Genomic DNA, 22,606 nt, shown 5'->3' on the forward strand with positions numbered 1-22,606 from the left:
GGGCAGCAACTGCAGGAGCGATTCCCTTGCTCGCGGATGACGGCGTGTCAGCTAACGTGCATGTTGCTGACCCACCGCAATCGCGAGCAAGCTCACTCCTACAGGGTACGTCGTTGTTAGCGGGTTTTGCCTTCGGTGGCGACCAGCGCTTCCTTGTCGAAATCATCCACATCGATCACCTTGCGTCGCGCCGCCTCTGCAGCGCGCAAGGTTTCCGCTTCCGCCGCCTGCAGCACGCCTGCGTCGAGCGCGGCGTCGATCAGATGCTCGCCACCCGCCGGTTTGACCTGGCCGCTTTTCACCGCGTGATGAAGTTTGCTGCGGATCGCCTTGGCGCCGCCGAGCAAGTCGCTGGCGTGCTGCAACGCGCCGACCGGATCCTCTGCGTCAGTCGGGCGATAGCAACCGGCAAGCACCGATTCCAGCGCCGGGTCGCCCTTGGCACGGCCAAGGATCTCCGCGACCTGCGCATCGAGCCTGTCCGACGGCCCTTTGTGACGACGACCGAACGGGAACACGATCACCCGCAGCAGCCCGCCGAGAATGCGGTTCGGGAAATTACTGAGCAACTCGTCCAGCGCGCGCTCGGACTCACCCAGCGCTTCTTCCATGGACCAGCAAAACAGCGGCGCCAGCGCTTCGGGATAATCCAGATCGTGGTAACGCTTGAGCGCGGCGGACGCCAGGTACATGTGGCTCAGCACATCGCCAAGACGCGCCGACAGGCGCTCGCGGCGTTTCAGCTCGCCGCCCAGCAGCATCATGCTCAGGTCCGCCAACATCGCGAACGCAGCAGCCTGCCGGTTCAGTGCGCGGAAATAACCCTGACTCAGGCGATCCCCCGGTACGCTTTCGAAATGCCCCAGCCCCAGATTCAGCACCAGCGTGCTGGCCGCGTTGCGCACGGCGAAGCCAATGTGCTGCATGAGCAGACCGTCGAATTCCACCACCGCCCGATCGTGATCCTTACGGTCGGCGAGGGCCATTTCCTTCAGCACGAACGGATGGCAGCGAATAGCGCCCTGACCGAAGATCATCAGGTTGCGCGAGAGAATGTTCGCGCCTTCCACGGTGATGAAGATCGGCGCGCCTTGCCATGAGCGACCGAGGTAGTTGTTCGGGCCCATGATGATGCCCTTGCCGCCGTGCACATCCATCGCGTGGGTGATGCACTCGCGGCCACGCTCGGTCAGGTGGTATTTCAGGATCGCCGACAGCACCGAAGGCTTCTCGCCCAGGTCCACCGCGTTGGCGGTCAGAATGCGCGCACTGTCCATCAGCCATGCGTTGCCACCGATGCGCGCGAGGGATTCCTGAATCCCTTCGAACGCTGCCAGCGGTACGTTGAACTGCTCGCGCACCTGGGTGTACTGCCCGGTAACGAGGCTGGTGAACTTCGCAGCGCCGGTACCGACCGCCGGCAGGGAAATCGAACGTCCGACCGACAGACAATTCATCAGCATCATCCAGCCTTTGCCGAGCATGTCCTGGCCGCCGATCAGGTATTCCAGCGGAATGAACACGTCCTTGCCGGAGTTCGGGCCGTTCATGAACGCCGCGCCCAGTGGCACATGACGGCGACCGATTTCCACACCGGCGGTGTCGGTTGGAATCAGCGCCAGGCTGATGCCCAGGTCTGTCTCGTCACCGAGCAAATGCTCAGGGTCGTAGGCCTTGAAGGCGAGGCCGAGCAGGGTGGCGACGGGACCGAGGGTGATGTAGCGCTTTTCCCAATTCAGGCGCAGACCAATGACTTCCTCACCTTCCCACTGGCCCTTGCAGATGATCCCGGTGTCAGGCATGGCCCCTGCGTCGGAGCCGGCCAGCGGCCCGGTCAGTGCGAAGCATGGGATCTCGTCGCCTCGCGCCAGGCGCGGCAAGTAATTATTGCGCTGCTCGTCGGTGCCGTAATGCAGCAACAGCTCTGCCGGGCCCAGTGAATTGGGCACCATCACGGTGGAGGCCAGATCGCCGCTGCGGGTCGCCAACTTCATCGCTACTTGCGAGTGGGCGTAGGCCGAGAAGCCTTTACCGCCATATTCCTTGGGAATGATCAGCGCGAAGAAACCGTGCTCCTTTATATGCGCCCAGGCTTCAGGCGGCAGGTCCATGGCCTGACCGATCTCCCAGTCGCTGACCATGGCACACAGTGCTTCGGTCGGGCCGTCGAGGAACGCCTGCTCTTCATCGGTCAGTTTGCTCTTCGGGTAGCTGAGCAGGGTGTTCCAGTCCGGACGGCCGCTGAACAGCTCGCCATCCCACCACACCGTGCCGGCGTCGATGGCGTCGCGCTCGGTGGCGGACATTGGCGGCAGCACTTTCTGAAACCACGAGAACATCGGCGCACTGAAGTGTTTGCGGCGCAGGTCCGGCAGCGCCAGCATCAACGCGACGCCAATCCACAACACCCACGGGATGATCATCCAGCCGTGGGCATGGCTGAACGCGCCCATCGCCAGCAGGTACACCGCGACGATGCCCAGGGCGGGGAAGGGCGCAACTCGCCGATGGGCCAGCCAGGCCACGCCGACCACCAACACTACGATCCACAGCAACAACATAAACAGCCCTCCATGATGACGGTGCGATAAGCGCAACCGGCTGCGCAGTCGACCGCTCTGGCCCGCGCTTCGATAGTGACCCCGTGCTATCAAGGGAGTTCGGGGGCTGGCCGATGCACAGGAAGTTGTGGCTCGAACACCCGCATCCCGGAGTAGACTGTGGCCCGCCGCAAACGCCACTCATCGCTCGTTGACCACACGGAGAATGACAACATGTTGAAGATCTGGGGCCGCAAGAACTCGTCCAATGTGCGCAAGGCATTGTGGATCGCCGAGGAACTGGGACTGGAATACGAGTCGCTGAATGCCGGCGGCGCCTTTGGTGTCAACGATCAGCCCGAGTACCTGGCGAAGAACCCCAACGGTGTGGTGCCGATGATTGAAGACGGCGAGTTCGTGCTGTGGGAATCCAACACCATCGTCCGTTATCTGGCGGCTCAATACGCGCCGGATCCTGCTTTCTATCCCGCCAGCCCCAAGGCGCGCGCTCAGGCGGAGAAGTGGATGGACTGGACTACGTCGACGCTGGCCGGCCCTTTCCGCCCGGTGTTCTGGGGCGTAGTACGCACGCCAGCCGACAAACAGGACTGGACGCAGATCAACGCGGCCAAAGCTGAAGTCGAGCGCCTGCTGGTCATCGTCGACGCAGCACTGGCGCATCAGCCGTACCTCTCGGGCGACGAATTCGGCGTGGGCGACATTCCCCTCGGCTGCTTCGCTTATCCCTGGTTCGAAATGCCGATTGAACGTCGCGAGCTGCCCCACCTCAAAGCCTGGTACGAGCGTTTGCAACAGCGTCCGGCGTATCGAAAAGCCGTCATGACCGCGCTGACCTGAGTTCAGCCCGTGTCGAGTTAATACTGACTATCAATCGATGTCGCTGTACTTGGGCGGCATCGGCACGCAACATTGCGGCCACTGCGTTTGTAGCGTTGTGTTGCGCCTGATATTCCAGCTGCGCAGCACGGTAAATGTCAGCGCCCCTGTGAGCCCGGCAACTGCACGTTCGTATTCGTTTATCTTCCCTTTTCATTTTTTATTGGTGTGTGTTCAGTCATGAGTTCAGCTCTGTCCATCCGGCAGCTAACCAAGACCTACGGCAACGGTTTCCAGGCCCTCAAGGGCATTGATCTGGACGTCGCCGAGGGTGATTTCTTCGCATTGCTCGGCCCCAACGGCGCCGGCAAATCCACCACCATCGGGATCATCTCGACCCTGGTCAACAAAACCAGCGGCACGGTGAACATCTTCGGCCACGACCTCGATACCAATCCGGCGCAACTCAAGCGCTCGATCGGCGTGGTGCCGCAGGAATTCAATTTCAATCAGTTCGAGAAGACTTTCGATATCGTCGTGACTCAGGCGGGTTATTACGGCATTCCGCCGAAGATCGCCAAAGAGCGCGCCGAGCAGTACCTGACCCAGCTTGGGTTGTGGGACAAGCGCGGCTCGCCGTCACGTTCGTTGTCCGGCGGCATGAAACGCCGACTGATGATTGCCCGCGCACTGATTCATGAGCCGCGTTTGTTGATCCTCGACGAGCCTACTGCCGGCGTTGATATCGAGCTGCGACGTTCGATGTGGACCTTCCTCACCGAGCTGAACGAGAAGGGCATCACCATCATCCTCACCACGCATTATCTGGAGGAGGCTGAGCAGCTGTGCCGCAACATCGGCATCATCGATCACGGCACGATCATCGAAAACACCAGCATGAAGAACCTGCTCAACAAGCTGCATGTGGAGACCTTCCTGCTGGACCTGCGCGATCCACTGCAGGCCGCGCCTCAGCTCAACGGTTATCCGGTGAAACGGGTGGATAGCCAGACGCTTGAGGTGCAGGTCGACAAGACCATCGGCATCACGTCGCTGTTCAGCCAGCTGTCGCTGCAGAACATTCAGGTGCTGAGCCTGCGCAATAAAACCAATCGCCTTGAGGAGTTGTTCGTGGGTCTGGTCGAGAAGAATCTGGCGAAGGTGGCGATATGAGCTCGGAGCTGCGTCCCAACCTGATCGCCCTGAACACCATCGTTTACCGTGAGGTCCGGCGCTTCATGCGGATCTGGCCGCAGACCCTGCTGCCGCCGGCGATCACCATGGTTCTGTACTTCGTGATCTTCGGCAACCTGATCGGTCGGCAGATCGGCGACATGGGTGGCTTCACCTACATGCAGTACATCGTGCCCGGCCTGATCATGATGTCGGTGATCACCAACTCCTACGGCAACGTCGTCTCGAGCTTCTTCGGCGCCAAGTTCCAGCGTTCGGTCGAAGAGCTGATGGTCTCGCCGGTGTCGCCCCACACCATTCTGGTCGGCTACACCATCGGCGGCGTACTGCGCGGGCTGGCGGTGGGGGTGATCGTCACGATGCTGTCGATGTTCTTCACCGACCTGCAGGTGCATCACCTGGGGATCACCATCATTGTGGTGCTGCTGACCGCGACAATCTTTTCGCTGCTGGGCTTCATCAACGCTGTGTTTGCGCGCAATTTTGATGATATCTCGATCATCCCGACCTTTGTGCTGACGCCGTTGACCTACCTGGGCGGGGTGTTCTATTCGATTAACCTGCTGCCGCCGTTCTGGCAAACCGTGTCGCTGGCCAACCCGGTGCTGCACATGGTCAACGCCTTCCGCTTCGGCATCCTCGGCGTGTCGGACATCAAGATCAGCATCGCCCTGGCGTTCATGGTCGTTGCGACCATCGTGCTGTACCTGGGCTGCGCGCGATTGCTGGTGAGCGGGCGCGGGATGCGTCAGTAATTTCGCCGCACCTTGTGGGAGCGAGCTTGCTCGCGAAGACTTTATTACACGCGCTGAATCTGTAGCGCATGTGCTGACCCCTTCGCGAGCAAGCTCACTCGCACATGTTCTGCTGTGTTCGTACTATTGGCGCTTTGCCTTGCGCTGCTTCCACTGCCGTCCGACCCACCAGCGCCAGTACGCCATTGTCCCGAAATACCCCGCCACGCCCAGCACGATCCCCGCCACCACCGACCCCAGCAAAAATGGCTGCCACAGGGTAGAAAGCTGCCCGCTGATCCAGTCCCAGCTCAGCTCGTCCGGGAAATGCCGTGGCGGCAAGCCCATCAGCAGCGCACCGATTTTGTAGGTGCAATAGAACACCGGCGGCATCGTCAGCGGGTTGGTCAGCCAGCACAGACTCACCGCAATCGGCATGTTGGCCCGTACCCAGATCGCCAGCACGGCAGCCAGCAGCATCTGCAACGGCATCGGCATCAACGCGGCGAACAGCCCGATCCCCATCGCGCGCGCCACGGAGCGTCGATTGAGGTGCCAGAGGTTGGGGTCGTGCAGAAGAGAGCCAAGAAAGCGTAAGGATTTGTGTTCCCGGATGCTGTTCGGATCGGGCATGTACCGCTTGATCAGGTGGCGTGGCATACGGGAATCCGGCGAGGTGGGCGGGAAATTCGAGGAAGTATGCACGGATGGTCGCAAACGCAAATTCAGACTTTGTGACAATTAATAAGCGCGCGTGCCGGGGCATCGACTAAGCCGTGGAGGTCGATTTCGCCCGCAGACAAGGAAAGCCTCATGCGCACAGGGATGCTCGCCCTCGCACTCGGATTGCTGACGCTACGTTTTTTGCCAGCACTACCGCCGGTCTGGTTGCTGCTGGCGATGCCCGTGGTGGCGCTGATGCTGCTGCCGTTTCGCACCTACCCGCTGGCGTTTTACCTGTTCGGCCTCACTTGGGCCTGCGTCTCGGCGTCGTCGGCGCTGGATGACCGACTGGCCGAGCGCCTCGATGGGCAAACGCTCTGGCTGGAAGGGCGCGTGGTCGGGCTGCCGCAGACCGTCGACGGCGTGGTGCGTTTTCAGCTGGATGATCCCGTTTCACGACGCGCGCGATTGCCCGAGCAGATCCGCATCGGCTGGTACGGCGGCCCGCCGGTCAATAGCGGAGAGCGCTGGCGTCTGGCGGTCAAGCTCAAACGCCCGGGCGGGCTGGTCAACCCCGGCGCGTTCGATTACCAGGCATGGCTGCTGGCCCAGCGCATTGGCGCTACCGGCACCGTGGTGGACGGTCAGTTGCTCGAACCGGCCCGGGGCAATTGGCGCGACGGCATCCGCCAGCGCCTGCTCAGTGTGGATGCCCAGGGCCGACAGGGCGGGCTGGCTGCTTTGGTGCTCGGTGACGATTCAGGACTGAGCGCCGCCGACTGGCAGGTCCTGCAGGACACCGGCACCGTTCACCTGTTGGTCATCTCCGGGACGCACATCGGCTTGCTTGCCGGCTTGCTCTACGGGCTCGTCGCCGGGCTGGCCCGCTGGGGCGCGTGGCCGGCTTTTTTACCCTGGCTGCCCTCGGCGTGCATCGCGGCCTTCTCGGGCGCGCTGGCCTATGGCGTGCTGGCGGGGTTTGAAGTGCCGGTGCAGCGGGCTGTCACCATGCTGGGTCTGGTGCTGCTGTGGCGTCTGCGGTTCCGCCATCTGGGCACCACGTGGCCGCTTTTGCTGGCGCTGAATCTGGTGCTGATCGCCGAGCCGTTGATCACGCTGCGCCCCGGCTTTTGGCTGTCGTTTCTGGCCGTCGCGATCCTGATGCTGATCTTCAGCGGGCGACTCGGGCGGTGGAGCTGGCTGAAGAGCTGGACCCGCGCACAATGGCTGATTGCGCTTGGCCTGTTGCCGGTGTTGCTGGCGCTGAACCTGCCGGTGAGCGTGAGCGGCCCCGTCGTCAATCTGCTCGCCGTGCCGTGGGTAAGCCTGTTGATTCTGCCGCTGGCGTTGATCGGCACGCTGCTGCTGGCGATTCCATCCCTTGGCGAAAGCCTGCTGTGGCTGGCGGGCGGTTCGATGGACGGGTTGTTTCGATGGCTCTCGTTCATGGCGGATCTCGCTCCCGCCTGGACCGGGCCCCACGTGCCGGTGTGGGTCTGGCCGCTCAGCCTGCTCGGCGCGTTGCTGCTGTTACTGCCCAAAGGCCTGCCGATGCGTCCGCTGGGCTGGCCGTTACTGTTGCTGTGCATCTTTCCGCCGCAGAAGACAGTGCCCGCCGGGCAAGTCGAAGTGTTGCAACTGGACGTAGGGCAGGGTCTTGCCATATTGCTCCGTACCCGTGATCACGCGCTGCTGTATGACGCGGGGCCGCGCTTCGGCGATTTCGATATCGGCGAGCGCGTGGTGTTGCCGGCCATTCGGCGCGCCGGGGTCAGGCAGCTGGACACGCTGCTGCTCAGTCATGCCGATTCTGATCATGCCGGTGGCGCCGCCGCTGTTCTAAAAGGCGTGCTCGTTGCGAGAGTGCTGGCGGGAGACGTAGGGCGCATGCCTGCCGAGTTGTCGGCCGAGTCCTGCAGTAACGGGGAAACATGGACGTGGGATGAAGTCGTTTTTTCCACCTGGAGTTGGGAGCAAGCCGCCGAGGGCAATCAGGCCTCGTGCGTGCTCAGCGTCGAGGCCAACGGCGAGCGGCTGTTGCTGACCGGTGATATCGACGTGGAGGCAGAGCGCGCGATGCTCGACGACGGGTTTGACGTCAGCGCCCACTGGCTGCAATCCCCCCACCACGGCAGCCGCAGCTCGTCGTCCCGGGCGTTTCTGCGCGCGGTCGGCGCCCGGGGCGTGCTGATTTCCCGAGGCCGCAATAATGCCTTCGGTCATCCCCATCCTCTGGTGATGTCGCGGTATGCGTGGTCGGGCATGGAAATCCACGACAGCGCTGTGCTGGGTGCTATCACCGTGCAGTTGGGCGCTTACGAGAAGGCGCAGGCCGAACGTAGGACGCGACGCTTCTGGCGTGACTGAAAGGTCTGGTTATTCATCGACACGTTCGGCGAGGCGCCGACGCTATGTTAGAGTGGCGCCACTTTTTTTGAGGGGGTGGTCGCTGTGTGGGAGCTGGTCAAATCAGGTGGCTGGATGATGCTACCGATCATTTTGAGTTCCATCGCCGCCGTCGGAATCATCATTGAACGCCTCTGGACCCTGCGCGCCAGCCGCATCACGCCGCCGCATTTGCTCGGCCAGGTGTGGCGCTGGATTCAGGACAACCAGCTGAGCGCCGAAAAGCTCAAGGAGCTGCGCGCCGATTCGCCATTGGGTGAAATCCTCGCCGCAGGCCTCGCCAATTCCCGTCATGGCCGCGAGATCATGAAAGAGTGCATCGAGGAGGCCGCAGCCCGGGTCATTCACGAGCTCGAACGCTATCTGGCAACACTCGGCACCATCGCTGCCATGGCCCCGCTGCTGGGTCTGCTGGGCACCGTGCTCGGCATGATCGACATCTTCAGCTCGTTCACCAGCAGCGGCATGACCGGCAACGCAGGCATGCTCGCCGGCGGTATTGGCAAGGCACTCATCTGCACCGCCTCTGGCCTGACCGTAGCGATTCCAGCAATTTTCTTTCACCGCTACCTGCAAAGCCGCGTGGATGAACTGGTCGTCGGCATGGAACAGGAAGCCATCAAGCTGGTGGAAGTCGTGCAGGGCGATCGTGACGTCGATCTGACCGACGCCAAGCCGGACATCAAGGCTGCCGCGCGTGGCGAGGGCAAGAAGAAGTGAAATTCCGCCGTCGCAAGCCCAGGGAGACCATCGACATCAATCTGGTGTCGCTGATCGACGTCGTGTTCATCCTGCTGCTGTTCTTTGTCGTGACCACCACGTTCACCCGGGAAACCCAGCTGCGCGTCGACCTGCCCCAGGCTGTGACCGGTGCCTCGGCCGATGATGTCGACAAAAAGCACCTCGACATCACCATCAATGCCGACGGTGTTTACTCTGTGAACAACACGCTGCTGGGCGACAGCAAGCTGGAAACCCTGATTGATGCCTTGCAGAAGGAGTCCGAGGGCGACACCAGCCTGCCGCTGTCGATCAGCGCTGACGGCAAGACCCCCCATCAGGCGGTGATTACCGCCATGGATGCTGCCGGCAAACTCGGTTTCGCTCATTTGCGCATGACCACCGTCGAGGCCGCATCGGCTAACTGATGGCATTCACTGACCGACTGCTCGACGCCTGGTACAACGGCCATCCGGCGCTGGTGTTATTGCGCCCGCTCGAATGCCTGTACCGACGCGTGGTGAACCGTAAGCGCGCGCGTTTCCTCGCAGGGCAGGGCGACATCTATAAAGCGCCCGTTCCGGTCGTTGTCGTCGGCAATATCACCATCGGCGGCACCGGCAAGACGCCGCTGATTCTCTGGATGATCGATCATTGCCGGGCGCGCGGCCTGCGCGTCGGTGTGGTCAGTCGCGGCTACGGCGCCAAGCCGCCGAGCCTGCCCTGGCGCGTAGTGCCGCAACAGACTGCCGAGCACGCGGGCGATGAACCGCTGCTGATCGTCAATCGCACCGGCGTGCCACTGATGATCGACCCGGACCGCTCGCAAGCCGTGCGCGCCTTGCTGGCTGAAGAGCCCCTCGACCTCATTCTTTCCGACGACGGCCTGCAGCACTATCGCCTGAACCGCGACCTCGAACTGGTGCTGATCGATGCCGTTCGCGGGCTTGGCAATCACCGCTGCCTGCCGGCGGGCCCGTTGCGCGAACCAGTCGAGCGGCTGCAAAGCGTAGATGCGCTGCTGTACAACGGCGCGGGCGCTGATCGCGAAGACGGCTTTGGGTTTCAGCTCAAGCCCTCCACGCTGGTCAACCTGGTCACCGGTGAACGCCGGCCGGTCGATCATTTCCTGCCCGGTCAGCAGGTCCACGCAGTGGCCGGCATCGGTAATCCACAACGTTTCTTCAACACCCTCGAAGGACTACACTGGCGGCCTGTTCCACATGCGTTCGCCGACCACGCCGTGTTCAGTGCCCAATCCCTGTCGTTCACTCCGGCATTGCCCGTGGTCATGACCGAGAAGGACGCCGTCAAATGCGCCTCCTTCGCCGCGCCGGACTGGTGGTATCTGGCCGTGGAAGCCGCGCCTTCGCCGGCGTTCGTCAGTTGGTTCGATTCGCAGTTAACCCGTCTTTTGCCATGACTCGCTCAGGATCTCTTATGGACACCAAATTGCTCGACATTCTTGCCTGCCCGATCTGCAAGGGTCCCCTCAAGCTCAGCGCCGATAAAACCGAGCTGATCAGCAAAGGCGCCGGCCTTGCCTATCCGATCCGCGACGGCATCCCGGTGATGCTGGAAAGCGAAGCGCGCACCCTCACCGCCGACGAGCGTCTGGACAAATGACCGCAGCGTTCACCGTTGTCATTCCGGCACGCTACGGCTCCAGTCGCTTTCCGGGCAAGCCGCTGAAAACCATCGCCGGCAAGCCGATGATCCAGCACGTCTGGGAACAGGCGTGCAAAAGCAGCGCAGAGCGCGTGGTGGTTGCCACTGACGATCAGCGCATCGTCGACGCCTGCCAGTCGTTCGGCGCCGAAGTGCTGATGACCCGCGACGATCACAACTCCGGGACCGACCGCCTGGCTGAAGTCGCCGCCAAGCTGGGTCTGGCCGACGACGCCATCGTGGTCAACGTCCAGGGCGACGAGCCGATGATCCCGCCCGCCGTGATCGATCAGGTTGCCGACAATCTCGCCGCACACCCCGAAGCGCGCATGTCGACCCTCGCCGAGCCGATCGAGGACGTGGCATCACTGTTCAATCCCAATGTGGTCAAGGTCTGCTCGGACCTCAACGGCCTGGCGCTGACCTTCAGCCGCGCGCCGCTGCCCTGGGCTCGCGATGCGCTGGCGAAGACCCGCGACGAGCTGCCGGAAGGCGTGCCGTATCGCCGTCACATCGGCATTTATGCCTACCGCGCCGGGTTCCTCCACGACTTCGTCAGCTGGGGCCCATGCTGGCTGGAAAACACCGAAAACCTCGAGCAGTTGCGTGCGCTCTGGCACGGCGTGCGCATTCACGTGGCCGATGCCCTTGAAGCGCCACCGGCCGGCGTCGACACCGCCGAAGACCTGGAACGCGTTCGTCGTCTGCTGGAGGGTTGATGGGCATGGGTCTGGTCACTCTTCCACTGTTTTCGCGGATGCACCCATGACGCTGAATGTGCAGCACGACGTGTCTCTCAAGCCCTACAACACCTTCGGCGTGGCTGTGCGTGCCCGGCGTTTTGCCGAGGCGTTCAGCGACGACGACGTGCGCGAGGCCCTCGCGTATTCGGCCAGCCACGACGTGCCGCTGATGGTCATCGGCGGCGGCAGCAACCTGCTGCTGACCCGTGACGTCGATGCCCTCGTGTTGCGCATGGCCAGCCGTGGCATCCGCATCACCCACGAGGATTGCAGCGGCGCCATTGTTGAAGCGGAGGCGGGAGAGCCCTGGCATCCTTTCGTCCAGGACACGCTCGCTCAGGGACTGGCCGGGCTGGAAAACCTCAGCCTGATCCCGGGCACCGTCGGCGCTGCACCGATGCAAAACATCGGCGCCTATGGCGTTGAACTCAAGGATGTTTTCCACAGCCTGACCGCGATCGATCGACACAACGGCGAGCTGCGGGAATTTGCCCTGGCCGACTGTGCGTTCGGTTACCGGGACAGCCTGTTCAAGCGTCAGCCAAACCGCTGGCTGATCCTGCGGGTTCGCTTCAAGCTCAGTTACTCGGCGAGCCTGCATCTCGATTACGGTCCGGTGCGTCAGCGGCTGGAAGAGCAGGGCATCAAAGAGCCCTCGCCGATCCACGTGAGCCGGGCGATCTGCGCCATTCGCAGCGAAAAACTGCCGGACCCCGCGACGCTGGGCAACGCGGGGAGCTTCTTCAAGAACCCTCTGGTGTCCGCCGAGCGTGTGGCTGTCATCAAACGCACGCACCCTGGCGTGGTCGGCTACCCTCAGGCTGATGGTCAGGTAAAACTGGCGGCCGGCTGGTTGATCGAGCAGGCGGGCTGGAAGGGCTTTCGTGATGGTGACGCCGGCGTTCACGCGTTGCAGTCGCTGGTGCTGGTCAATTACGGCCAGGCATCGGGCGGGCAATTGCTCGGTCTCGCGCAGCGGATTCAGGCGGACATCCTCGAGCGCTTCGGCGTTGCGCTTGAGATGGAGCCTAACCTGTATTGACCGTGGGATCCGTCCTCTTCCGGTTTGAGTTTCAGTCAGCGTGTATCCCATGAGGGTTGAACATGAGTGAAACGCTGTGTGCCGTCGTGCTGGCGGCGGGCCTCGGCAGTCGCTATCGAGCGGTTGCCGGTGACCACCGCAACAAGCTGCTGGCGCAATGCATCGGGCGTGACGGTGCGGAGCGATCGGTGCTGGAGCAGGTGCTTGCCCACGTAAAAACCCTCGCCGATAAAACCGTCCTTCTGACACGAGCCGATTACTGCAGCGTGGCCGAGTTGGGCCTGCGTCACGGCTGTGAAGTGGTGGTGCTGGATTCCCCTGGCATGGGCGACAGCATCGCTGCTGCCGTTTCGGCGGAGCCTGCTCATTGCGGCTGGTTGATTGCGTTGGGCGACATGCCCTTCATTCATGCTGACACACTCGAGCGCGTGGCCTGCTCGGTAGAGGACGACGCCATCAGCGTACCGGTCCATGGCGGGCGGTATGGGCACCCCGTCGCTTTTGGTCGTGCGTTCGGGCCGGCGCTCATGGCACTTGCCGGGGAGAAGGGCGCCAAACGGCTTTTCCAGGGCGCGCGGATCAAGGAGATCGAGGTTGACGATCCAGGTGTGTTGTGGGACGTGGACGTGCCTGCTGCGCTGATCTTTCAACCCGGCTGATTTCAAACCTCCAGGCATAAAAAAGCCCCACCTGCTTACACAGGTGGGGCTTTTTAGTTACCGCCGATTAAACGAGCGGTTTAGGCTCATCCGAGGCTTGGGCCTCTTTCTGCTGACGCTCGGCTTCCAGACGACGGCGGCGCACTTCACGGGGATCATTCGGTGCACGGCCATTGCTGGCAACCGGCAGCGCAGGCGTCTCTTCTTTGGCCGGTTCTGCAACCGGCACTTGAGGAGGTTCGACAGCGACTGGCGCAGCGACGATTTCCGGCGCTGCAGTCTGAGCTGGCGCTTCTACGGCTGGCGCGATGACCGGTTCAGCGGCCACAGGCTGCTGAGCAACGGGTTCAACCACGGTCGGCGCGTCGATTACCGAGGCCTTGGCGTGCACTGGCTCGGCGGCTTGAGCAGGTTCAGAGATCTGAACGAGCTCAGACGCTTCGGCAGGCTCGGCCGTCTGAACAGGCTCAGCAGCCTGGACATGCTCGGCTTTAACAGGCTCAACAACGTGAACCGGCTCAGCCACGGCGACTTCAACCGCCTCATGCACCAGCGCAGGAGTCGGCATAAAGGCCGGGGCTTCCACAACCGCTGGCGCTTCAACAGCGACCGAAGTCTCGGCACTGGCTGGCGTGTCGGTCGATTCAGCTTCAGCGGCGGCTTTCACCTGGCGTTCGAACGGGCTCAGTGAGGCGTCGAATGTTGCCACTTCCACTTCCGGCATCACCGAGCGCTTGGCTTCAGGGGCAGGGGACTCGACGGCGGGCGCTTCTGGCGCTGCTTCGGAGGCCTGAGCCACCGGTGCTGCTTCAGTCGCGCGGGCTTCAACGGACGTGTTCGCACGTTCAGCCTGACGGTGGGCATCGGCTTCGGCGGTGGCGCTGATGACGCGCTCCGCTACGGCAGCAACGCTTGCACCGGCAGCGACATCGCCACGGTCGGCGTTCGCGTGCACTTCGTCATGGGACTCATGACTGTGCTCATTGCTTTCGCCGTCGTGGGCTTCAGAACCCTCCGAACCCTCAACGCCTTCGCTGCCTTCGATTTCATTGCCATTGGCATCACGCTGGCGCTCACGACGGTTGCTGCGACGACGCTGACCACGTGAACGACGACGAGGGCGATCGCCTTCGGCGTGCTCCTGGTTGTCATCCTGCTGCTCTTCGCTGGTCAGCAGGGTTTCGTCTTCAGCAGCCACTACAGCCTGTTCGGCGCGTGGTTGACGCTCTTCACGCGGCGCACGCGGCTGACGCTCTTCACGCGGGGCGCGCTCAGGGCGTTCTTCGCGGGGCAGGTTGACAGCCGGTGCGGCGTCGATCGGCTCACGCAGTTCACGCACACGCTCTTCACGCGGCTTGCGGTCTTCACGGGCAGCACGTGGCTGACGCTCTTCGCGAGGCGCACGGGCCTGACGCTCTTCACGCGGCGCAGTGGTTTCTTCACGGGCTTCGCGCGGCTCGCGCGGTGCACGCTCTTCACGAGGCGCGCGCTCCTCACGTGGGGCACGTTCTTCACGGGGTGCGCGTTCTTCGCGATCGGCACGCGGCGCACGTTCTTCACGCGGCTTGCGTTCTTCGTCACGACGGCCGTTACGGCTGCGGCTCTGCTGACGGCCATTACGACGCTCATCGTTGCGCGCAGGACGCTCGGCAGCCGGTTTTTCTACCACGGCGGCAGGTGCGGCAGCGGCAGGCTCTTCCTTGGAAGCGAACAGGCTGACCAGCGACTTCACCAAGCCTTTGAACAAGCTTGGCTCGTGGGCAACCGGTGCAGGGGCAGCGGCAACCGGTGCAGCGGCTTCAACCGGAACCGGTGCGTTGGCACGGGCCGGAGCGGTCTTGACTGCCGCTTCCTGGCGAACCAGGGTGCGGGTAGCAGCGGCAGGCGGTGCAACTTCTTCCACTTCAGCAGCAGCGGCAGCGATTTCATAGCTGGTCTGCAGGCTGTGGGCTTCCGGACTGTCATCACGCAGACGCTGCACTTCGAAGTGCGGGGTTTCGAGATGGTCGTTCGGCAGGATGATAATGCGCGCGCGTGTGCGCAGTTCGATCTTGGTGATCGAGTTGCGTTTTTCGTTGAGCAGGAACGCAGCGACCGGGATCGGCACTTGAGCGCGCACTTCGGCCGTGCGGTCTTTCAGGGCTTCTTCTTCAATCAGGCGCAGGATTGCCAGGGACAGCGATTCAACGTCACGGATGATGCCGGTGCCGTTGCAACGCGGGCAGACAATGCCGCTGCTCTCACCCAGGGATGGACGCAGACGCTGACGGGACATTTCCAGCAGGCCGAAGCGCGAGATGCGACCGACCTGAACGCGGGCACGGTCGGCCTCGAGGCTTTCACGGACCTTTTCTTCCACAGCGCGCTGGTTCTTGGCCGGGGTCATGTCGATGAAGTCGATGACGATCAGGCCGCCGATGTCGCGCAGACGCAGTTGACGGGCGATTTCCTCAGCCGCTTCAAGGTTGGTCTGCAGGGCGGTCTCTTCGATGTCGCTGCCTTTGGTGGCGCGCGCCGAGTTGATGTCGATGGACACCAGTGCTTCGGTCGGATCGATGACGATGGAGCCACCGGAAGGCAGTTCGACGACGCGCTGGAAGGCGGTTTCGATCTGGCTTTCGATCTGGAAACGGTTGAACAGCGGAACGCTGTCTTCGTAGAGCTTGATCTTGCTGGCGTACTGCGGCATCACCTGACGGATGAACGTCAGCGCTTCTTCCTGGGCTTCGACGCTGTCGATCAGCACTTCGCCGATGTCCTGGCGCAGATAGTCGCGGATGGCGCGGATGATGACGTTGCTTTCCTGATAGATCAGGAAGGGCGCGGAGCGGTCGAGGGAAGCCTCTTTGATCGCGGTCCACAGTTGCAGCAGGTAATCGAGGTCCCACTGCATTTCTTCGCTGCTGCGGCCAAGGCCGGCAGTGCGAACGATCAGACCCATGTCGGCAGGGGCGATCAGGCCGTTCAGCGCTTCACGCAGTTCGTTGCGCTCTTCGCCTTCGATACGACGAGAAATGCCGCCGGCGCGCGGGTTGTTCGGCATCAGGACCAGATAGCGGCCTGCGAGGCTGATGAACGTGGTCAGGGCAGCGCCCTTGTTGCCGCGCTCTTCTTTCTCGACCTGAACGATGACTTCCTGGCCTTCGCTCAGGACGTCCTTGATGTTGACGCGGCCTTCGGGCGACTTCTTGAAGTATTCGCGGGAGATTTCTTTCAGCGGCAGAAAACCGTGACGCTCGGAGCCGAAGTCGACAAACGCGGCTTCAAGGCTGGGTTCGATACGCGTGATCCGGCCTTTGTAGATGTTGGCCTTCTTCTGTTCGCGGGCCCCGGATTCGATGTCCAGGTCGTAGAGGCGCTGGCCGTCTACCAGCGCAACACGCAACTCTTCGGGTTGAGTTGCGTTAATCAGCATTCTTTTCATGTAGTACCGTCGGTTTCCGGGCTGCCGGAAACGGCGTTCGGCACACACGACTTCTCACGGTCGGTGTCAGGGCACGTCAGGAGTGCTTGAACACTCCAGTGTCTAACGAGGTTCGGCCAGCGGGGCCGAGTCGCGACGACGTTCCTGCTTGCTGTGGTGACAAATGACACCCTGTCAGCAAAAGCTTTGTCAGGAGGAGGAATCAACCATCGGTAGCGGACGATATGAAGCGTCTTGAATAAAGCCTTGTGCTACACAGTCCGACGGTTGTGCGTCTCCACCCCACACGTATCCCTGATAATTCGGGTGCTGCCGCGCGCTGAATCCGCAGCGGGTTGCATTTATCGCGATCTTCCATGGGAAGTCCGCGCGTCATGGCTCAAATAAGGCATGGTTTCCGAAGCATTCGCCCGGAGCGACTGCCAGCGACTGCACTTTGTGAACTGGCCTTGAACGTGGGCCTCGATGGCGAGTGACTCACTCTGCGATCGGGCTTGTTTCAGGCCTCATGTCACCTGCGCTCGTTACGCTTGCATATCTTCCGTTGTCACCGAAAGCCCCGTAGGACGGCCTCGCGCCCTCGTGAATTGCGTTGGGCAGGGCCGGCTGTCATACCGTTTGTCCGCTGTCCAGGCCGCTTTTGGCGGCGTTCGCGACTATAGCAGCAATCATTAAGTGCTTCAAATCCATAAAAAATTGTTATGATTTGCGCCATGACAAATCTTACCCCCCCAACCCCCGGCGTCCGGCTGGTAGAGGTTGCGCCGGAATTTGCCGGTCAGCGCATCGATAACTTTCTGATCACGTACCTCAAGGGCGTTCCCAAGACCTTGATTTACCGCATTTTGCGCAAGGGCGAAGTGCGTGTGAACAAGGGCCGGATCAAGCCCGAGTACAAGCTTCAGGAGGGCGATGTCGTGCGCGTCCCACCCGTTCGAGTGCCTGAGCGCGACGAACCTGTGCCGGTTGCCCAGGGTTTGCTGCAGCGTCTTGAGGCCGCCATTGTCCATGAAGACAAAGGCCTGATCGTCCTCAACAAGCCCGCAGGCATCGCGGTTCACGGTGGCAGCGGCTTGAGCTTTGGCGTCATCGAAGCCTTTCGTCAGCTGCGTCCCGACGCCAAGGAGCTGGAACTGGTCCACCGTCTGGACCGCGACACCTCCGGGCTGCTGATGATCGCCAAGAAACGCAGCATGTTGCGTCACCTGCACGAACAGTTGCGCGGCGACGGCGTGGACAAGCGTTACATGGCGCTGGTCCGCGGAAACTGGCCCACCGCGCAGAAGCAGGTCCGGGCACCGTTGCTCAAGAGCAATCTTCGCTCCGGCGAGCGCATGGTCGAGGTCAATGAGGAGGGCAAGGAGGCGCTGACCCTGTTCAAGGTGCTGCGCCGCTTCGGCGACTTCGCCACCATGGTCGAAGCCCGGCCCATTACCGGCCGTACCCACCAGATTCGCGTCCACGCCTTACATGCCGGCCACTGCATCGCCGGTGACCCTAAGTACGGCGATGAAGATTTCAGCCGCGAAATTCGTGATCTCGGCGGCAAGCGTCTGTTCCTGCACGCCTATGCCCTGACCGTGCCGCTGCCGGATGGTGGCGAGTTGAAACTCGAAGCGCCCGTCGACGAGATGTGGGCCAAGACCGTGGAGCGATTGCTGCTTGCGCCCTGATTACGAACTGCTGATCTTCGACTGGGACGGCACGCTGTCCGATTCCATCGGTCGTATCGTCGACGCGATGCAAGCCGCCGCACAGCTTGCCGGTCGTCCGGTGCGCGACGATGCAGCGATCAAGGGCATTATTGGTCTGGGTTTGCCGGAAGCGATTCGCACGCTGTACCCGGATATCACGGCCAATGACCTGATCGATTTCCGGCAGCACTATGCCGACCGTTACATGGCCATGGACGTTGAGCCCTCGAAACTGTTCGACGGGGTGCGTGAGTCGCTGGAGGCGTTTCGTGACGAGGGCTATCGCCTGGCGGTCGCCACCGGCAAGGCCCGGCGTGGTCTGGATCGGGTGTTGAAGGCGCACGGCTGGACCGACTTCTTCGACGCCACCCGCGCAGCGGATGAAACGGCCAGCAAGCCCGATCCGCTGATGCTCAATGAAATCCTGCAGCATTGCGGCGTCAGGCCTGAAAAGGCGCTGATGGTTGGCGACGCTTCGTTCGATCTGCTGATGGCGCGTAACGCCGGAATGGATTCGGTGGCTGTCGGGTACGGCGCGCAAGCGCTTGGCTCCCTGCTTCAATACCAGCCGCGTCTGGCGATCGAGCACTTTTCCGAATTGCGCACCTGGTTGGGTGCGCGGACTGCTGAAACTTCGTTGTTGGGGTAACTGATCTATGTCGGACGAATGGAAATCTCCGTCTTCGCCAGAGCGCGACGACGCAGGGGATGCAAAAAGCTGGAAACTGCTGGAAAAGACCCTGCTCGCCAGCGTGCAGGAGCAGCGTCGGTCGCGGCGCTGGGGGATCTTCTTCAAATCCCTGACCTTTCTTTATCTGTTCGGCGCACTGGCACTGTTCTCGCCGCTGATGGATTTCGGCAAGGGCGCTTCACGCAGCACCAGTCACACTGCGCTGATCGAAGTGAAGGGCATGATTGCCGACACCGAGGCGGCCAGCGCCGACAACATCGTTGGCAGTTTGCGGAAAGCGTTTGAAGATGAAAAAACCAAGGGCGTGATTCTGCGCATCAACAGCCCGGGCGGCAGTCCGGTGCAGTCCGGCTATATCTACGACGAAATCCGTCGTCTGCGCGCGCAGAAGCCGAACATCAAGGTGTATGCGGTGATCACTGATCTGGGTGCGTCCGGTGCGTATTACATCGCCAGCGCCGCCGACCAGATCTACGCGGACAAAGCCAGTCTGGTGGGTTCGATCGGTGTCACGGCAGCCGGCTTCGGTTTCGTCGGCACGATGGAAAAACTGGGTGTTGACCGTCGTACCTACACGTCGGGCGAGCACAAGGCGTTCCTTGATCCGTTCCAGCCGCCAAAGCCTGACGAGACTGCCTTCTGGCAGGGCGTTCTGGACACTACCCACAAGCAGTTCATCGCCAGTGTGAAGGCGGGTCGCGGTGATCGCCTGAAAGACAAGGACCATCCGGAACTGTTCTCGGGGCTGGTCTGGACAGGCGAGCAGGCGGTGGGCCTGGGTCTGGTCGATGGGCTTGGCAGTGCCAGCTATGTGGCGCGGGATATCATCGGCGAGAAAGAGATGGTCGATTACACGGTGCAAGAGTCGGCGTTCGATCGTTTCTCCAAAAAGATGGGCGCCAGCGTGGCCGAGCAGATCGCAATGTGGGCAGGCTTCAAAGGGCCGTCCCTGCGCTGATCGCTTCAGCCTTCGCGTGTGAAGAAAAGCCCGGCCATTGGTCGGGCTTTTCGCATCTGTTTATTTTGTCGAGATCAGGGCAGCTCGATGCCTTCGTTCATCAACATGTCCACCAAGCGTATTAAAGGAAGGCCGATCAGGCTGGTCGCATCCGCGCCCTCGGTGCTGCGAAAGAGGCTGACGCCCAGTCCTTCGGCCTTGAAGCTGCCGGCGCAGTCATAGGGTTGTTCGGCGTGGAGGTAGCGGCTGATACGCGTCTCGTCCAGCTGGCGCATGTGCACGGTGAAGGGCACGCAATCGACTTGGCACTGACCCGTGCGGCTGTTGAAGAGCGCAAGGCCGGTGAGGAAGCTGACGCTGTTGCCGCTGCTCTCCTTCAGCTGTTCCAGCGCGCGCTCGAACGTGTGGGGCTTGCCAAGGATCTGTTCGCCAAGCACGGCGACCTGGTCTGACCCGATGATCAGGTGGTCGGGGAATCGTTCGGCCAGTGCCATGGCTTTCTCACGCGCCAGGCGGGTCACAAGGTCGATAGCAGGCTCGTTCGGCCGGCGGCTTTCGTCGATGTCAGGCGACGCACAGACGAATGGCAAGCGCAGGCGATCGAGCAATTCACGGCGGTAAGGCGAGCTGGAAGCAAGGAGTAGAGGCAGCATGGGTAGCTCCGAAACATGAAAGTCGAGTGTAATCAGCAGGTCAGGTTGCGAACAGGCCTGAATTTCCTTTGACAGTCGCCAGGGTCGTCCCTAGAATGCTGCGCCTATGTTGAATGACCCGATTCCACCTCACGTTGACCCGCGCAAATTAGCTGATCGTGGCACTACTCTTCAGGGAGAGATGCTGCTGGCTGATTTGGAGAGACTCTGCGACCCGCTTGCTGACAATCTCGGTACGGTGCAGGCGAAATTCGTTTTTGAGCGAGACGAGCAGCGCGCTGTGGTTATCCACAGTGCAATTGACGTCGAAGTCAAAATGGTTTGCCAGCGTTGTCTTGAGCTGGTCACCTTTCCGATCCACAGCGAATGCAGTTATGCCGTGGTGAAGGAGGGTGCAAACACCCAGTCGATGCCGAAAGGCTATGACGTGCTGGAACTCGGCGAAGATCCCATGGATCTGCTGGCTTTGATCGAGGATGAGCTTCTGCTCGCCTTGCCCATTGTTCCAACTCATGATCCGAAAGAATGCCAGCCGCCGGCGGACCTCAACGAGTCCGAACCGAGCGAGGACGAGGTAACGCGGTCCAACCCGTTCAGTGTATTGGCGCAGTTAAAGCGTGACCCAAACGTTTAGGAGTTAATCAATTATGGCTGTTCAGCAGAACAAAAAATCCCGCTCTGCCCGTGACATGCGTCGTTCCCACGACGCTCTCGAGGCTAGCACTCTGTCTGTAGAAAAAACCACCGGTGAAGTTCACCTGCGTCACCACGTATCGCCAGAAGGCGTATACCGTGGCCGTAAAGTGATCGACAAGGGCGCTGACGAGTAATTTCTTGTCTGCTCCGGTCATCGCGATCGATGCAATGGGCGGGGACTTCGGTCCCCGCCACATTGTTCAGGCCAGCATTGCCTGCCTGCTTGCCACACCCTCGTTGCACCTGACCCTCGTCGGTCAATCCCACCTTCTTGAAGAACTCATCGCACGCCACTCCGGTGTCGATCGCTCACGCCTGCACGTTGTGCATGCCAGCGAGATCATCACCATGGATGAGCGTCCGTCCCAGGCCTTGCGCGGCAAGCCTGATTCGTCGATGCGCGTTGCGCTGGGGCTCCTCGCCGATGGCAAGGCCCACGCCTGTGTCAGTGCAGGCAATACCGGTGCCTTGATGGCGCTGTCCCGCTTCGTGCTGAAAACCTTGCCCGGTATCGACCGGCCGGCCATGGTGGCCGCGATTCCGACACAGCGCGGTTATTGCCAGTTGCTGGATCTGGGTGCGAACGTGGATTGTACCGCCGAACATCTTTATCAGTTCGCCGTGATGGGTTCGGTGGCCGCCGAGGCGCTGGGCGTGGTGCGACCCAGAGTCGCACTGCTGAACGTTGGCACTGAAGACATCAAGGGCAACCAGCAAGTCAAGTTGGCCGCGAGTCTTTTGCAGGCCGCACCGGGGCTGAATTACATCGGCTTTGTCGAAGGGGATGGCCTGTACCGGGGTGAGGCGGATGTCGTGGTCTGCGACGGCTTTGTCGGCAACGTGCTGCTGAAGTCCAGCGAAGGCCTGGCGTTGATGATTGGTGAGCGGATTGAGCGGTTGTTTCGCCGCAACGTGTTGTCGCGACTGGTGGGTTTGATGGCAAGGCCTGTACTCGGCAGGCTCAAGGCCGATCTGGCCCCGGCGCGGCATAACGGTGCCAGTTTTCTCGGTTTGCAGGGCATCGTGGTGAAGAGTCATGGCTCGGCCGATGCTCAGGGTTTCCAGAGCGCGATACAGCGGGCGCTGATCGAGATTCAGGAAAACCTCCCGCAGCGCTTGCGCGGTCGTCTTGAGGATCTGCTTTAAGGCTTCAATGCGAGTCTTGGGCTAGAATGTGACGCCTGTGACCGCATGGTCATCCAACTGTCCATCGCAACACATTGAATTACCTCGCGTTCGGCCCGCCGGACGCTCATTTTGACGAGAATAATCAGGGGCTTGTTA

The 22,606-nt window shown here is 61.7% G+C and carries 21 protein-coding genes; 17 read left to right on the forward strand and 4 right to left on the reverse strand.

Annotation, left to right across the window (positions count from 1 at the left end):
* Positions 1-116: 116 nt before the first annotated feature.
* Positions 117-2,561: an acyl-CoA dehydrogenase gene (locus AC07RO_RS04000; RefSeq protein WP_495085316.1), complete on the reverse strand. Its 2,445-nt coding sequence runs from the start codon at positions 2,559-2,561 to the stop codon at positions 117-119.
* Between the two features lie 213 nt (positions 2,562-2,774).
* On the opposite strand from AC07RO_RS04000, the gene AC07RO_RS04005 reads away from it, so the two are divergent.
* The 3 genes from AC07RO_RS04005 to AC07RO_RS04015 all read left to right on the forward strand — a co-directional run bounded on the left by AC07RO_RS04005 (position 2,775) and on the right by AC07RO_RS04015 (position 5,326).
* Complete coding sequence (locus tag AC07RO_RS04005; RefSeq protein ID WP_282373551.1) at positions 2,775-3,398, forward strand: glutathione S-transferase family protein; 624 nt, start codon at positions 2,775-2,777, stop codon at positions 3,396-3,398.
* Between the two features lie 219 nt (positions 3,399-3,617).
* Entirely contained in the window at positions 3,618-4,550 is a 933-nt protein-coding gene (locus tag AC07RO_RS04010) for an ABC transporter ATP-binding protein (RefSeq protein WP_495085317.1), read from the forward strand.
* Positions 4,547-5,326 carry an ABC transporter permease gene (locus AC07RO_RS04015; protein ID WP_495008898.1) on the forward strand — a complete coding sequence of 260 codons (780 nt, stop codon included), beginning with the start codon at positions 4,547-4,549 and terminating at the stop codon, positions 5,324-5,326. Before AC07RO_RS04010 ends, AC07RO_RS04015 begins: the two co-directional genes overlap by 4 nt.
* Positions 5,327-5,449: 123 nt before the next feature.
* Here the strand turns inward: AC07RO_RS04015 and AC07RO_RS04020 are convergent, their stop codons facing one another.
* Positions 5,450-5,965, reverse strand: coding sequence for a DUF2062 domain-containing protein (locus AC07RO_RS04020; protein ID WP_463582800.1), 516 nt, complete (start codon positions 5,963-5,965; stop codon positions 5,450-5,452).
* Between the two features lie 153 nt (positions 5,966-6,118).
* On the opposite strand from AC07RO_RS04020, the gene AC07RO_RS04025 reads away from it, so the two are divergent.
* The 8 genes from AC07RO_RS04025 to AC07RO_RS04060 all read left to right on the forward strand — a co-directional run bounded on the left by AC07RO_RS04025 (position 6,119) and on the right by AC07RO_RS04060 (position 13,206).
* The gene (locus AC07RO_RS04025; protein WP_495085318.1) at positions 6,119-8,335 is read left to right on the forward strand and encodes a DNA internalization-related competence protein ComEC/Rec2; all 2,217 of its coding nucleotides are present in this window, start codon (positions 6,119-6,121) and stop codon (positions 8,333-8,335) included.
* Positions 8,336-8,419: 84 nt separating this feature from the next.
* Positions 8,420-9,094, forward strand: coding sequence for a MotA/TolQ/ExbB proton channel family protein (locus tag AC07RO_RS04030; RefSeq protein WP_192172743.1), 675 nt, complete (start codon positions 8,420-8,422; stop codon positions 9,092-9,094).
* Positions 9,091-9,522, forward strand: coding sequence for an ExbD/TolR family protein (locus AC07RO_RS04035; protein WP_065993112.1), 432 nt, complete (start codon positions 9,091-9,093; stop codon positions 9,520-9,522). Before AC07RO_RS04030 ends, AC07RO_RS04035 begins: the two co-directional genes overlap by 4 nt.
* Positions 9,522-10,517, forward strand: a complete 996-nt coding sequence (gene lpxK / locus AC07RO_RS04040; RefSeq protein ID WP_192172742.1) for a tetraacyldisaccharide 4'-kinase — start codon at positions 9,522-9,524, stop codon at positions 10,515-10,517. The genes AC07RO_RS04035 and lpxK overlap by 1 nt, the downstream gene beginning before the upstream one ends.
* A gap of 17 nt (positions 10,518-10,534) precedes the next feature.
* Positions 10,535-10,720 (forward strand): Trm112 family protein, encoded by a 186-nt coding sequence (locus AC07RO_RS04045; RefSeq protein WP_071551147.1) that lies wholly within the window; start codon positions 10,535-10,537, stop codon positions 10,718-10,720.
* Entirely contained in the window at positions 10,717-11,481 is a 765-nt protein-coding gene (kdsB, locus tag AC07RO_RS04050) for a 3-deoxy-manno-octulosonate cytidylyltransferase (RefSeq protein ID WP_192172741.1), read from the forward strand. The genes AC07RO_RS04045 and kdsB overlap by 4 nt, the downstream gene beginning before the upstream one ends.
* 46 nt (positions 11,482-11,527) lie before the next feature.
* Positions 11,528-12,547, forward strand: a complete 1,020-nt coding sequence (murB, locus tag AC07RO_RS04055; RefSeq protein WP_495085319.1) for a UDP-N-acetylmuramate dehydrogenase — start codon at positions 11,528-11,530, stop codon at positions 12,545-12,547.
* Positions 12,548-12,609: 62 nt separating this feature from the next.
* Entirely contained in the window at positions 12,610-13,206 is a 597-nt protein-coding gene (locus AC07RO_RS04060) for a nucleotidyltransferase family protein (protein WP_495085320.1), read from the forward strand.
* Positions 13,207-13,273: 67 nt separating this feature from the next.
* On the opposite strand, the gene rne is transcribed toward AC07RO_RS04060, so the two are convergent.
* Entirely contained in the window at positions 13,274-16,630 is a 3,357-nt protein-coding gene (gene rne, locus AC07RO_RS04065) for a ribonuclease E (protein ID WP_495085321.1), read from the reverse strand.
* 713 nt (positions 16,631-17,343) lie between these two features.
* On the opposite strand from rne, the gene rluC reads away from it, so the two are divergent.
* The 3 genes from rluC to sppA are packed head-to-tail and all read left to right on the forward strand — an operon-like array spanning position 17,344 to position 19,973.
* Positions 17,344-18,303, forward strand: coding sequence for a 23S rRNA pseudouridine(955/2504/2580) synthase RluC (gene rluC, locus AC07RO_RS04070; RefSeq protein WP_495085322.1), 960 nt, complete (start codon positions 17,344-17,346; stop codon positions 18,301-18,303).
* The gene (locus tag AC07RO_RS04075; protein ID WP_423572748.1) at positions 18,293-18,973 is read left to right on the forward strand and encodes an HAD-IA family hydrolase; all 681 of its coding nucleotides are present in this window, start codon (positions 18,293-18,295) and stop codon (positions 18,971-18,973) included. Before rluC ends, AC07RO_RS04075 begins: the two co-directional genes overlap by 11 nt.
* A 7-nt stretch (positions 18,974-18,980) precedes the next feature.
* Positions 18,981-19,973 carry a signal peptide peptidase SppA gene (gene sppA / locus AC07RO_RS04080; RefSeq protein WP_192172735.1) on the forward strand — a complete coding sequence of 331 codons (993 nt, stop codon included), beginning with the start codon at positions 18,981-18,983 and terminating at the stop codon, positions 19,971-19,973.
* Between the two features lie 74 nt (positions 19,974-20,047).
* Here sppA and AC07RO_RS04085 read toward each other — a convergent pair whose 3' ends face one another.
* Positions 20,048-20,626, reverse strand: coding sequence for a Maf family protein (locus AC07RO_RS04085; RefSeq protein WP_463582792.1), 579 nt, complete (start codon positions 20,624-20,626; stop codon positions 20,048-20,050).
* 106 nt (positions 20,627-20,732) lie between these two features.
* On the opposite strand from AC07RO_RS04085, the gene AC07RO_RS04090 reads away from it, so the two are divergent.
* From AC07RO_RS04090 to plsX, 3 genes are read left to right on the forward strand one after another with little or no spacing between them, the layout of a single operon-like run.
* The gene (locus AC07RO_RS04090; RefSeq protein WP_192172733.1) at positions 20,733-21,260 is read left to right on the forward strand and encodes a YceD family protein; all 528 of its coding nucleotides are present in this window, start codon (positions 20,733-20,735) and stop codon (positions 21,258-21,260) included.
* Positions 21,261-21,273: 13 nt separating this feature from the next.
* On the forward strand, positions 21,274-21,456 hold the full coding sequence (gene rpmF, locus AC07RO_RS04095; RefSeq protein ID WP_003179396.1) for a 50S ribosomal protein L32: 183 nt from the start codon (positions 21,274-21,276) through the stop codon (positions 21,454-21,456).
* Positions 21,457-21,460: 4 nt separating this feature from the next.
* Positions 21,461-22,468, forward strand: a complete 1,008-nt coding sequence (gene plsX / locus AC07RO_RS04100; protein ID WP_192172732.1) for a phosphate acyltransferase PlsX — start codon at positions 21,461-21,463, stop codon at positions 22,466-22,468.
* Positions 22,469-22,606: the final 138 nt, after the last annotated feature.

It is taken from the genome of Pseudomonas sp. GW821-FHT07F05, from assembly GCF_059418765.1.